Raw genomic sequence first — 13458 nt, forward strand, 5'->3', positions numbered from 1 at the left:
TAAGATTAAGTAGTCAAAGACGTTTTTTGTTCTAGCAGGTATTTGTCTCAACGATAAAAAAGGGCAAATTGTATTGCCCTTTTTTTCATTAACGAGATTTGCTGCGCGCGTTATTTTTATTTTTAGCGCTTTTTGTTTTCCTGGCGCTCTCATTTGGCTTAGATGGCGCGTTGAGATTAGAGACCGCTTGCGATTGACCGCGACTTTTGCCTTTACCGCGATTATTAAATGACGATTTTTCCAGCTGTGCCACCAAATCAAAATCAATCTGCTGGGTCTCCATATTGACGGCAGCGACTTTGACACGGATTTTATCACCGAGTCCAAACACTAGTCCTGATTTTTCACCGAATAACTGCTGCGCCTTGTCATCATATACAAAGTAATCCTCGCCCAAATGCGAGATATGAATCAAGCCATCAATGAATAAATCGGTAAGCGTCACAAACAAGCCAAAATTGGTCACTGTGGTAACCACGGCATCAAACGCCTCACCGATATGGTCTTTCATATAATGCGCTTTGAGCCACTGCTCAACAAAACGGCTGGCTTCATCGGCACGGCGCTCTGTCATTGAGGTCTGTTCACCCGCATCTTCTAGTGACCAATCTGGCAGCGGCGCTTTTTTGCCCGTCACTTTGGCTTTGATGGCACGGTGTAGCATCAAGTCGGGGTAACGACGAATCGGTGAGGTAAAGTGGCTATATTCCTCATACGCCAGCCCAAAGTGTCCGATATTGGTCGGTGCATAGTTGGCTTGCTGCATGGAGCGCAGTAGCACGCTATGAATACTAATCGCATCAGGGCGCTCTCGTGTCGCTTCAATGATACGCTGATAATCTGCCTGTGTCGGGTTTTCTTCAGGAAATGACAAACCAAAATGCTTCACAAAGTCACTGACGCGAGCGGCTTTTTCCGCCTCTGGGGTATCATGATTGCGATACAAAACCGGCAATTCATGCTTGAGCGAAAATTCAGCCGCACAGGTATTGGCAAGTAGCATCATCTCTTCGATGAGCTTATGCGAGTCACCCCGCGTCCGTGCCACAATGGCGCTGATTTTGCCTGCTTCGTCAAATTTGATATAAGTCTCTTGGGTTTCAAATTCCATCGCATGGCGCTGTTCGCGTTTGACCAATAGCACTTTGTACAAATCATACAGCACATCGATTGATTTTTTGACCGCTTTATTACCGGTGATAGTGACAGGCACTTCGGCTTTTGGCGTTTCCCCTTGCGCTTGGGCAAAATAATCATTGACTTGGTTATAAGTCAATCGCGCTTGAGAGTGCATCACGCTTGGATAAAACTCATAGCTAGTCACGTTGCCGCTACGCGATAGTATGATATCGGCTACCATACACAAGCGGTCAACACTTGGGTTTAAAGAGCAAAGCCCGTTGGAGAGTTTTTCAGGTAGCATCGGCACCACAAAATGCGGGAAATACACCGATGTACCACGCTCATAGGCTTCTTGGTCAAGTACTGAGTTGGCAGTCACATAATGACTGACATCAGCAATCGCGACGACCAAGCGATAGCCACCGCCGCGACGTTTTTCGGCATAGACAGCATCATCAAAGTCGCGTGAGTCTTCGCCATCAATGGTGACTAGTGGCAAGGCACGTAAGTCGATACGGTCTTGATAGTCTTTTTGTGTCGGCTCTTTGTAGGCATCGACTTGCTGCATGACGTTTGGGCTAAACTCATGGGGAATATCGTAATTTAGCAGCGTGGTTTTGATAATCAATTCACGCTCGTTATCATCGACCAAGCTTTCAGTAATTTTCCCCGTCGCGTATTCATGTTGGGTGGGATAGTCGATGATATCGACTTTAACGGGGTCACCCATTTTAAGTTGTAGCGCTTCGACGTTTTCTTCCGTCACCGTAATCGGTTGATGATTATTTGGGCTAATGAGTTCTACAAAGTAACCATCGTCATCCTTTGCAAGTTTACCGATATATTGTAGCTGGGCATGAGATACCACTGACAACACACGACCCATCATACGACCACGGTTGTCGGTACTAGTAGCGATGGCTTTTACTTTATCGCCATGAAATACCCAGCGCATTTCAGTTTCATTCAAAAATAAATCCGGCATATCGTCAAGCACGACAAAGCCAAAGCCTTTGGCATGGGCAGCGACCACGCCAGTCACGGCATCTTTCTCAGTCAATGGGCGATAAATATAAGGATTGCCACCGTCGGCATCACGGCTTAATTGTCCATCACGCAGCATGGCTTTTAAACGGTTGCCCAGTGCGTCGTACTCGTCATCATCTAAATCAAAAATCGTCGCAAGCTCGTGTTGGGTAGCTTGTCCGCGCTCAAGTAGGGTTTGCAAAATCAGTACACGGCTTGGAATCGGGTTGTCATAGTTGGCTGCTTCAACAGCGGCATTGGGGTCTTGCCAATTTTTCATATTGTTGTCGTCTTTTCTTATCATTTAAAATTTGTCATTTAAACTTTGTCATGCAAATTATTTTATCACCTTCGTTAAATGCTAGGGAAAGTATTATCCATCATAGCGATAAAATCATGTTAAAATTTTGTTCTTTAGCTTAGCTTTAGTTTAGGCTTTAGCTCAGCTTAGGTTGATTTAGGCTTTATTGCATTGTATATGGGTGCGTTGCAAGCGTTTTTAAATGGTTGGTTTTAATAATGGTTCATTTCAAGTTTTAATTTAAGTTTTAATATAGCTGGCTTCGATAGCGAAAATACAGTTGGCTTCGGTAATGAGTATTCAATGGCTAACGGTGAATCACCACAGCTATATAGAGCGACATAGATTGGTCAAAAAATAACAAAGGGGAACCCATGAAATCAAGAATTTTAGCCGTTGGACAAAAAATGCCAGCTTGGGTGCAGACGGGATTTGACGACTATTATAAACGTATTCAACCCATGCTCAGCACCGAAATCGTTGAAATCCCCGCCTGTAAACGTACCAAAAACCCCTCGCCTGCCGAACTTGAAAAATATGCCATAACCGAAGGCGGGCTAATTTTGCAAGCGCACCAAGCCAAAAATTCAGCAGGCAAACGCGAACAACTGATTTGCCTAGACGTCCGCGGTAAGAATCTATCAACCGAAGATTTAGCGGCTAAAGTTAGCGAAGCCATGCAGCTAGGTGATGATATGGCGTTTGTAATTGGAGGTGCTGATGGCATTTCAAAAGAGGTATTAGCCCATGCGACATTCAAATGGTCGCTGTCCAATCTTACCTTGCCGCATCCGCTCGTACGTGTGCTACTGATGGAGCAGCTGTACCGCGCTATGACCATTATCCATCATCATCCGTATCATCGCGGTGATTATTTTTAAGTTTTTCCAGTTAACCTGTTATATCTGATTATGTATGAAATCGCTAACATGGCTTGTTTTTGCGAATTTTTCCCTTATTTAACCTATTAATCCTTTTTAGTTAATTCCTTATTAATTCGTTATCATTTCTATTTATCACTGCAACTTTAAGAAAATTGATGGAAAAAACCGAAAAACAACCAATCAGCCTGCAGCCATTTTTACCCAAAACACCGTACCAACTTTATACCTTGCCCAGTTTGTTTATCTCACATGGGGCGCCGACGATTGCTATCGAAAACAACCGTACTACCCAAGCGCTGAATAAATTTGGACAAAATCTGCCAAAACCGCGCTTGATTATCATCATCTCTGCGCATTGGCAAAGCCAGCATCTAGAAATCAATGGCAATGCGGCCCCCGCTACTTGGCATGATTTTAGCGGCTTTCAAAAAGCGCTTTATACAATCGATTATCCTGTCAAAGGCGACACCTTGATTGCTGAGCAGCTGGCACAGCAGTTGCAGGCTTTGTGCGTTAGCACCTCCGTCAATCGACTGCGTCCTTTTGACCATGGGGTATGGTCGCCGCTGGTGCATTTGTATCCGCAGGCCGATGTGCCGATTGTGCAGCTTTCGCTGCCGCAGCATTTTGATAGTTATGCGTGTTTTCAGCTGGGGGCTTTATTGGCGCCGCTGCGAGCAGAGCAAGTATTAATCATCGGCTCTGGCAGTGTCACCCATAATTTGGCGCAGGTACAGTTTGATAGTGGTGAGGTGGATGCTGAGGCACGTGAATTTAAATATTGGTTGATTCATCAACTCAAACAACATATGCCAACGGCTTTAGATTGGCGGTCACATCCATTTGCCCATCACAATCACCCCACCCCTGAACATTTATTGCCGTTATTTTTTGCGGCAGGCGCAGGCACAAAGATGAGTATCGTGCATGAAAGTTTTGCCCATTTTAGTTTGGGTATGGATGTGTATCGGTTTGACTAATCCTTAGTCCACATCCGCCACATCGAGGTTTTTATCGATTTGAAATACCAAAAATGCGCCGATAGTCATGAGCATAAACATGGTAATACCTAGCTTGGCAACCGGATTAAAGGGCAGGATATTTAATACTAATCCGCCAAAAATACCGACGACAAAGTTGAGTGAGCCTTGCAAGGCACTCGCCATGCCAGCGCGGCGTTTTTGAAATGCCAAAGCAATGGCACCTGAATTGGGCTGAGTGAGTCCTAACCCTGCAATACAACAAAAAATACTGGCGAGCACCAACGGTAGCCAAGCTTGCGTGCCAAAAACCAAACCTAGCAGCATCAAACACTCTGCCGCGATTACTTGTATTACCGCCCCAAATCGCAGCAAGCTGACTAGACGATAACGGTTCACCAGCCATTGGTTGACCTGTGTCAACCCAATAAAACCTGCCGCATTCATGCCAAAAATCCAACTAAAATGCTGCGGCGTGACCCCATACCCTTCCATAATTAGCTCAGGTGCCGCGCTGATATACACAAACATCGAACCCATCAGCAGCCCTGCGCCAATCGCAGGATAATTAAATTGGGTATCTTTGAGCAAATCCCAGTATTGGCTGAGCACGTCATTCATCGGACGGTTGTTGCGAAACTCATCGGTCAAGGTTTCATGCAAAAACAGCCGGGTCAGCACGATATTTAAAATACCAAACCCCGCCAAAAACCAAAAAATCACCCGCCAACTGGCGACTTTTAACAGCAACGACCCCAAGCTTGGTGCCAAAATCGGCGCAATCCCCATCACTAAGACCATCAGCGAAAATGCCTTTGCCATTTGCTTGGGATGCAAGCGGTCACGAATCATCGCCCGCGACACCACTGTTCCCACACATGCGCCCAACGCCTGTAGCGTTCGTGAGACAAACAACACGTATTCATTGGTGGTCGTGGCACACATCACCGAAGCAATCACATACAGTACCATGCCCACATACAAGGGCTTGATGCGCCCAATCCGATCCGAAATCGGCCCATAAAACAACTGCCCGACCACCAATCCCACAAAATAAGCAGGCACCGAATTGGACATAAAAGCCGTTGCTACGCCAAAATCTTGTGCCATACTGGGCAAGGCCGGCAAATACATATCAATCGATAGCGGACCGATAGCAATAATCAACCCCAAAATTATAATCCAAACTGTCGGATAGTCTAAGTCGTGCGATGGTTGGGGGTGCGGTGTTGGCGGTAGGTTCATAGTGATCAATTTAAATAAAAAAGCAGGCAAAAATTATAAGTCGGCTATTATAAACAAATTTTCCTAAAATATTTTTCGTTATCGTTTAGTTTATGTGAGCAATCAACCATGCAGATTGGCTAAAACACAGCACAAAAAAGGCAGCCTTTGCTACCTTTTTTAGCGAATAACTTGACAGCTTACTGCAAAAAAGTACCCAGACGTTGACCCATTGTCACCGGCACTGAATTATAAAGACCTGCACCCCAAGCCATGCCCGCTGATTTTGGTAACACCACAATCGCCGTTGAGCCCAAATAAAACCGCCCAAGTTCATCGCCTTTTTTCAATGTCATTTGATGGGTTTGACGCTGCACGCGATCGCTACGTTTGATTTTGCCTGTAGCCACTGTTTCAATCCCTGCTACAATCATCGCTCCGACTAGCACAACACAAGCTTTACCAAATTCGGTATCAAACACACACACGCAGCGCTCATTACGGGCAAACAAATCGGTAATGTTTTCAGCGGTCTCGTTATTGACCGAGAATAGCTGTCCTGGCACATAGATGGTTTCTACCAAAGTGCCGTCAAACGGCATATGCACGCGGTGATAATTGGTCGGTGCCAAATACACGGTGACAAAACTTCCCTCTTGCATGGCTTTGCCAAGTTCATAATCCGCGAGCAATTGCCCAACTTCATACGATTTGCCTTTGACTTGCAGGATTTGGTCTTTATTGATTTGCCCCAATTGCGATATCATGCCATCTGCAGGACAGATCAGCGCATCTGGGTCATCATCAATCTTGCGCGCGCCATCTTTGAGCTCACGGGTAAAAAAATCATTAAAACTGTCATACTGAGAAAAACTACCGCGCGCATATTCCTCTAGCTTGATGTCATACACCGAAGCAAAGGTACGAATAAAGGTTTTTTTCACCATCGGATGACGGCTTTGGGCAAGACGACCTGCGATTTCACTGATTTTTTGTTGTGGGACAAGCGATTGTAACGTCGTAAACAAGGTCATAAGTTACTCGAGATTGGCATTTTAAAGTTGGCTTATTATAATCAAAATCCCCCTTAGAATCACGGTATATTAAACACTGGGCTACGAGTTAAGCGACAAGCTAGCTGTTAAGTTAAGCCGCTTACGCTCAAACTGACGGATAGGAAAAATCATGAAAGCAGTACTACAACGGGTGAAATTTGCCAAAGTAGCAGTTAACCAAGCGCCTCACCCACAACAAATCGTCGGCGAGATTGCACACGGCGTACTTGTCTACCTTGGACTTGGGCATGATGATACGCTTGCGATGGGGCAAAAAATGATTGATAAAATCCTCACCTATCGCGTATTTGAAAATGAAGTAGGCAAAATGGATAAAAACGTGCAACAAGTCAATGGCGGCTTACTGTTAGTGTCGCAGTTTACTCTCCTTGCCAATACCCAATCGGGTAGACGTCCTGATTTTAAGCCCGCGATGGCGCCCGACACTGCCAAAGCTTTGTTTGCCCAGATAGTCGCATATGCAAGGACGCAATATGCAGCCGTGCAGACAGGCGAATTTGGCGCAGATATGCAAGTCAGCAGTTGCAATGATGGTCCGATAAATTTTATTTTTGAACTGTGAGGCGACTTGTATTAACTGCTAAAACTTCAGTCAAACACCGAATTTTTTACAACACCACAAATAAAAGCTCTAAAAACTTATCGTTGTCATTTTTTTGTCATATTCTGAAGTTGTAATATGGGCATTGTAATATTGTTGTCATAAAATTATTTTGACAAACAGTTGCCTATTTTATCGCTTGAGAAATTTATGAAAAATGAAACTATTTTGGTAGTGGAAGATGAGCCTGCCATTCGAGAAATGATCGTGACCACACTAGAGATGGCAGGATTTGATTGTTTGCAAGCCTCAGAAGTCTCTCAAGCCCATCATTTGGTGGTCGATCATCGCCCTAACCTCATCTTATTAGATTGGATGTTACCCAATGGGCTATCAGGCATTGATTTATGCCGCCGCCTGAAAAAAGATGAAATGCTCTCTGAAATTCCTATCATCATGCTCACCGCCAAAGGCGAAGAAGACAACAAAGTTCAAGGACTTGACGCTGGGGCAGATGACTATATCACCAAGCCGTTTTCCACCCGTGAATTGGTTTCCCGTATCAAAGCGGTATTGCGCCGTAGTAGCGCATTGTCAGGCGAAAAACCCATTGACGTAGGCGGCTTGTCGCTAGACCCTGCCAGTCAGCGCGTGAGTGCCAATAACAAAGCGGTAGATATCGGACCGACAGAGTATCGGCTACTTGCTTTTTTTATGAGTCATCCCGAGCGGGCTTATACCCGTACCCAGCTACTCGATCAAGTTTGGGGTGGCAATGTGTATGTCGAAGATCGTACCATTGACGTGCATATCCGCCGCCTGCGTAAAGTGCTTGAGCCATTTGGGTTTGCGGACTATATCCAAACTGTACGTGGCACAGGCTATCGCTTTTCTAATAAAATCGACTAACAATAGTCTGATTAATCGCATTGAAATTTTTGCCAACTTATCCCAACTTCGCTATAGTAAGCTTTCTCAATGGATGCTAGAAAAATTAATATGTGGGCGAGCATTTCACCCGTCGTGACAGCTGGGGTTGCCGGGCTGTTGATTGGCGGGCTATTAGGGTTTTGGGGTTGGGGACTGGCGATAGGGCTTTGCCTGTATCAGCTATATTTTTTATGGTCGATACAACGCTTTAAAGCATGGTATAACAAAAACCCCGATGAGCCGCCGCCTGCCTTTGAGTCCAACCTTAGTGTCGTTGCCAGCAATATCTACCAAGTCAATCGCCAAGAGAAATTGGCGCATCAGCAAACCGTTTCGCTGGTGCAAAAAGTGCGTGACTCGCTGAGCGCATTGCAAGACTCGATTATTCTAATTGACAAAAATGACTGTATCGAATGGTGGAACAACTCTGCCGAGCGGCTTTTTCAATTTAAAGCGCCCGACCAAGGTCGCAATGTGTTGACCATTATTCGCAACCCGCTTTTTCATCAATATTATCACCACATTGAAGACTATCCAGATGGTGTGCGTATCCATAACCCGTCTAATATCGAGCGCTATGTGCAGTGCAAGATTACCAAATTTGGGCAAGAAAAATTACTGCTGATTTATGATGTCACCCGTTTTCAGCATTTAGAACAGATGCGAAAAGACTTTGTGGCAAATGTTTCGCATGAACTTCGCACGCCGCTTACCGTCATCATGGGGTATGTGGAGACTTTGAGTGAACAGCCTGATTTAGATCCGCGTATTGCTCGCGCGTTTACTCAGATGATGCAGCAAAGTCAGCGCATGAATAACATTATCAATGACTTACTGTTATTATCTCGACTAGAGAACGATGAAAAGCCCACTGAACCCAAAGACATTGACATTCCCAAAATGCTGATGCAATTGTTTGACGATGCGCAGATGTACAACAAGTCATACGACCATATGATTCATTTGCATATCGACAGCACGTTACATATTTTGGGTTATGAAGATTATCTGCGAAGTGCGCTCAGTAACCTGATTACCAATGCCATGAAATACACCCCAAAAGGTGGTGAGATTAGTATTAGTTGGCATGAGTGTGACGCGGGGGTATGTTTTAGCGTGACCGACAATGGCATTGGTATCGAGCAGCGTCATATTCAGCGCTTAACCGAGCGTTTTTATCGCGTGGACACGGGTCGAAGCCGTGACACAGGGGGTACCGGTTTGGGGCTAGCGATTGTCAAGCATGTCTTGTATCAGCACCATGCCACCTTGGATATCACCTCCACAGTCGGCAAAGGCTCGACCTTCACTGTGACCTTTCCAAAATCTGCCAGTATCCCAACCCAATCTCTTAATCCTGCAAGCCCACAAAGTTAAAATTTACTTGTGGCTGACGCCCTTGCATGATATCAGCCATCGCTTTTGCTGAGCCGTTCGAGTGCGTCCAGCCCAAAGTGCCATGTCCCGTGTTGAGATACAAATTATCAATACGTCCTTGACGATTGACCGCGCGACCGATAATCGGCACATTTGACGGTGTCATCGGTCGCAGCCCTGTCCAATAATTTGGCTGGGTCAAATCTACCGCATCCCCAAACACCTCTCTCACACGCCGCGTAATCGCTTGGCAACGAACGGGATTGAGCTCAAGGTTAAAGCCGTTAAATTCAGCCGTTCCTGCTACTCGCAAGCGATCGCCTAAGCGCGAGTATACCAGCTTAAACTCATCATCAATCAAGCTCACATAAGGTGTCTCATCGGGTCGCAACACGGGGTACGTGGCTGAATAACCTTTGGCAGGATAGATGGGTAGATTGATACCCAAATCTTTGACTAAGGCAGGACTATAGCTCCCTAACGCCAGTACATACGCATCGGCGGACAGTATCTGTGACTGCGCTGGCAAAGCCGCATTATCTTTGCTATCAACGGAGATTACTTCCACACCGTCAATGTGCTGGTTATGATAAACAAGTCGTTTGATGGCAGTATTAAATAAAAATGTTACCCCTTGCTGTTGACAAAGTGCTGCCAAGCGATGGGTGAATTTTTGCGCATCCCCTGATTCATCAAGTGCGGTATAAGTCGCCCCAACCAATTCTTTGCCAATACCAGTTAACGCAGGCTCTAATTCTATCGCTTTATCCACACTAATCACTTGCCGATCACAACCCAATTGCTGCATCCGCTTAGTGGGTGCTATCGCTGCTTGAAACTCAGCATGATCGGTATAAAAATGCATAATACCGCGTGTCAGACAGTCATAATCAATGCCCGTTTGCGCCCTAACCTCCCCCAGTACTTGCCGAGAGTATAATCCTAAATTGACCATTTGCACCAAATTAGCATCGGCACTTTTCGCATTGCACTGCTGCAAAAACTGCCAACCCCATCGCCACAGCGCCATATCAGGGGCTGTATCTTGTCCCGCGTTGCCCGGCAAACCCAACAACCGACGCCAGCGAAACAACAATGGCGCATCTTCTCGCAATAACCATTTTAGCGCTTTATAGGGTGTATGAGGAGTTGCCCAAGGTGTAGCATGTGACACAGATATTTGCCCACCATTGGCAAACGATGTTGACAATGCAGCGCTACTTTCACGCTCGATTACCGTTACCTCAAACCCTGCTTGTCGAAGCTGCCAAGCAGTAGTGACACCCACCACCCCTGCACCAAGCACGATTACCTGCTTTGTCATAACTTGCCTTACTGTCATTAGCTGATGAATATGTATAGATAAAAAATGTAGATTGACTAGCAATCAATAAAAAGCCCCCAGTTATCATGGAGGCTTTTTTTCATTTATAAATAACATGGGCTGAAATTTTAATCTATCAGCGTGAGTACAAACCGTTATTTACTTAATTTACTGCTGATTTCACGTAACAATAGTACTTCTTCTGAAGGTTCTGGTGCAGCCGCTTCTTGCGCTTCGCTTTGACGGCGTAGGCGGTTCATGGCTTTCACCAACATAAATATAATAAATGCCAAAATAATAAAATTGATTAGGATGGTGACAAAGTTACCATAAGCAAATACAGGCACACCCGCTTTTTTCAGCGCATCATACGTCATAGCAGTGCCTGCAGGTACATCACCTAACACCACAAACATATTGGTAAAATCGATTCTGCCGCCCATAATCGCAGAGATAATCGGCATAATAATATCTTCTACCAATGACGTCGTGATTTTACCAAATGCCCCGCCGATGATGACACCCACTGCCAAATCCATCACGTTGCCTTTGAGGGCAAACTCTTTAAATTCTGACATCATACTCATATAACTTCTCCTACTTTCAAAATAATTGCTACAATCGTTGACTAAAAGCCCTTATCATCATAAGGGATTGTGTAAAATTTTAAACCTTTGCTTTGCAAGCGTGTAGATTAAATTAAAAAAGCTTGTAACAGGTACAAGCTTTTTGTAAATAAATGTTAGGCTTTCTAAAATTTTTATCGCGTAGAATCGCTATTATTTACGACCGTTACGTTTACGTTCATTCTCAGTCAAGTATTTTTTGCGTAGACGAATTGACTTTGGTGTCACTTCAACCAGCTCATCATCTTCAATAAATTCAAGCGCTTGTTCAAGGGTAAAAATGATTGGCGGCGTTAAAATAATCGCATCATCGGTACCACTGGCGCGCACGTTCGTCAATTGTTTTGCTTTGGTTGGATTGACTACCATGTCATCGCTACGTGAGTTTTGACCGACAATCATGCCTTCATATACTTCAGTTTGTGGTGATACAAACATACGACCACGTTCTTGAAGGTTAAATAGCGCATAGCCCAATACAGTACCATTCACCATAGAAATCAACACCCCATTTTGGCGTTTTGCCACATCGCCTGTTTTCACAGGACCATAATGTGAGAAACTTGAGGTCATGATACCAGTACCTGAGGTAATGGTTAAGAACTCAGAGCGAAAACCAATTAAACCACGTGACGGTACTACCGCTTCAATACGGATACGACCTTTACCGTCAACTTCCATATTGGTCAATTCGCCTTTACGGTAACCCATTTGCTCCATTACCGCGCCTTGGTGCTGTTCTTCAACGTCAAAAATCACATTTTCAAACGGCTCTTGTTTTTCACCCTCTATTTCACGAACAATTACTTCTGGACGTGATACACCCAGCTCAAAACCTTCACGGCGCATATTCTCAATCAATACAGATAAATGAAGTTCCCCACGACCTGATACTTTAAATTTATCAGGACTGTCGGTATCTTCTACGCGAAGTGCCACGTTATGAATTAACTCACGTTCTAGGCGTTCACGAATATTGCGCGACGTCACGAATTTACCTTCTTTACCCGCAAATGGTGAGTTGTTCACTTGGAAAGTCATCGATACAGTTGGCTCATCGACACTTAGCGGTGGTAAGGCTTCTACGTTTTGTGGATCACAAATAGTATCAGAAATATTTAACGCATCGATACCGGTGATACAGACGATATCACCTGCCTGCGCCATAGGTACTTCGATACGGTCAAGACCATGGTAACCCATGATTTGTAGGATACGGCCGTTACGTTTATTACCTTCTTTATCAACAATCGTTACAGGCGTATTGGTTTTAACTGACCCACGCTGAATACGACCGATACCAATCAAACCTTTGAAGTTATCATAATCAAGGCTTGAAATCTGCATACGGAATGGACCGTCCGTATCCACCTGTGGTGGCTCAACAACATTTACGATGGTTTCAAACAATGGCTGCATATCTTCTGCAAGCTCGTCAGGCGATAACCCTGCAATACCATTCATGGCAGAGGTATAAACGATGGGAAAATCTAGCTGCTCATCTGTTGCACCCAAATTATCAAACAAATCAAACACCTGATCCATGACCCAGTCTGGACGTGCACTTGGTTTGTCAATTTTATTAATCACCACGATTGGCTTTAAGCCACGGGCAAATGCTTTTGAAGTCACAAAACGGGTTTGTGGCATAGGACCATCAACGGCATCAACTAATAACAACACACAGTCAACCATCGACATCACACGTTCAACTTCACCACCGAAGTCGGCGTGACCGGGGGTGTCGACGATGTTAATACGGTATTCAACGCCGTCTTTAGGATTGGTCCATTTGATCGCCGTGTTTTTGGCTAAAATGGTAATACCACGCTCTTGCTCTAATGCGTTAGAGTCCATAACGCGTTCAACTTCTGCGGCACGCTCACCAAAAGTACCAGATTGTTGTAACAGTTTATCGACTAGAGTAGTTTTACCATGGTCAACGTGGGCAATAATCGCAATATTGCGAAGATTTTTGATTGAATCTGACATAAAAAAATAGCTCTTGAAAATTCGGCTAGGAAGGGAAATTAAAACACGCGGTAGT

11 protein-coding genes are annotated in these 13458 nt (G+C 44.8%); 5 read left to right on the forward strand and 6 right to left on the reverse strand.

Going from position 1 to position 13458, the window contains the following annotated elements:
* Nucleotides 1-88 precede the first annotated feature (88 nt).
* On the reverse strand, nucleotides 89-2452 hold the full coding sequence (gene rnr / locus LAJ61_RS04350) for a ribonuclease R (protein ID WP_224054602.1): 2364 nt from the start codon (nucleotides 2450-2452) through the stop codon (nucleotides 89-91).
* A gap of 371 nt (nucleotides 2453-2823) precedes the next feature.
* Here rnr and rlmH point away from each other — a divergent pair, with 371 nt between their 5' ends.
* Together rlmH and LAJ61_RS04360 are read left to right on the forward strand one after the other, a co-directional pair.
* On the forward strand, nucleotides 2824-3330 hold the full coding sequence (gene rlmH / locus LAJ61_RS04355) for a 23S rRNA (pseudouridine(1915)-N(3))-methyltransferase RlmH (protein ID WP_224054603.1): 507 nt from the start codon (nucleotides 2824-2826) through the stop codon (nucleotides 3328-3330).
* 158 nt (nucleotides 3331-3488) lie between these two features.
* Nucleotides 3489-4313 (forward strand): DODA-type extradiol aromatic ring-opening family dioxygenase, encoded by an 825-nt coding sequence (locus LAJ61_RS04360; protein WP_224054604.1) that lies wholly within the window; start codon nucleotides 3489-3491, stop codon nucleotides 4311-4313.
* A gap of 3 nt (nucleotides 4314-4316) precedes the next feature.
* On the opposite strand, the gene LAJ61_RS04365 is transcribed toward LAJ61_RS04360, so the two are convergent.
* The gene (locus LAJ61_RS04365) at nucleotides 4317-5558 is read right to left on the reverse strand and encodes a multidrug effflux MFS transporter (protein ID WP_224054605.1); all 1242 of its coding nucleotides are present in this window, start codon (nucleotides 5556-5558) and stop codon (nucleotides 4317-4319) included.
* A gap of 179 nt (nucleotides 5559-5737) precedes the next feature.
* The gene (gene asd / locus LAJ61_RS04370; protein WP_224054606.1) at nucleotides 5738-6571 is read right to left on the reverse strand and encodes an archaetidylserine decarboxylase; all 834 of its coding nucleotides are present in this window, start codon (nucleotides 6569-6571) and stop codon (nucleotides 5738-5740) included.
* A 151-nt stretch (nucleotides 6572-6722) separates the two neighbouring features.
* Between asd and dtd the strand changes: the two genes are divergently transcribed.
* The 3 genes from dtd to phoR all read left to right on the forward strand — a co-directional run bounded on the left by dtd (nucleotide 6723) and on the right by phoR (nucleotide 9461).
* Nucleotides 6723-7175, forward strand: a complete 453-nt coding sequence (gene dtd / locus LAJ61_RS04375; protein ID WP_224054607.1) for a D-aminoacyl-tRNA deacylase — start codon at nucleotides 6723-6725, stop codon at nucleotides 7173-7175.
* 189 nt (nucleotides 7176-7364) lie between these two features.
* The gene (gene phoB / locus LAJ61_RS04380; protein WP_007115106.1) at nucleotides 7365-8063 is read left to right on the forward strand and encodes a phosphate regulon transcriptional regulator PhoB; all 699 of its coding nucleotides are present in this window, start codon (nucleotides 7365-7367) and stop codon (nucleotides 8061-8063) included.
* 69 nt (nucleotides 8064-8132) lie between these two features.
* Entirely contained in the window at nucleotides 8133-9461 is a 1329-nt protein-coding gene (phoR, locus tag LAJ61_RS04385) for a phosphate regulon sensor histidine kinase PhoR (RefSeq protein ID WP_224054608.1), read from the forward strand.
* On the opposite strand, the gene LAJ61_RS04390 is transcribed toward phoR, so the two are convergent.
* The 3 genes from LAJ61_RS04390 to typA form a co-directional block, all read right to left on the reverse strand.
* Entirely contained in the window at nucleotides 9436-10785 is a 1350-nt protein-coding gene (locus LAJ61_RS04390; protein ID WP_224054609.1) for a D-amino acid dehydrogenase, read from the reverse strand. The two genes, phoR and LAJ61_RS04390, sit on opposite strands and share 26 nt — an antisense overlap.
* Nucleotides 10786-10940: 155 nt before the next feature.
* Entirely contained in the window at nucleotides 10941-11372 is a 432-nt protein-coding gene (gene mscL / locus LAJ61_RS04395) for a large conductance mechanosensitive channel protein MscL (RefSeq protein WP_036595296.1), read from the reverse strand.
* A 192-nt stretch (nucleotides 11373-11564) separates the two neighbouring features.
* On the reverse strand, nucleotides 11565-13403 hold the full coding sequence (gene typA, locus LAJ61_RS04400; protein WP_036595294.1) for a translational GTPase TypA: 1839 nt from the start codon (nucleotides 13401-13403) through the stop codon (nucleotides 11565-11567).
* Between the last annotated feature and the right edge of the window lie 55 nt (nucleotides 13404-13458).

The organism is Faucicola osloensis, from assembly GCF_020041925.1.
Classification (GTDB): Bacteria; Pseudomonadota; Gammaproteobacteria; order Pseudomonadales; family Moraxellaceae; genus Faucicola; species Faucicola osloensis_D.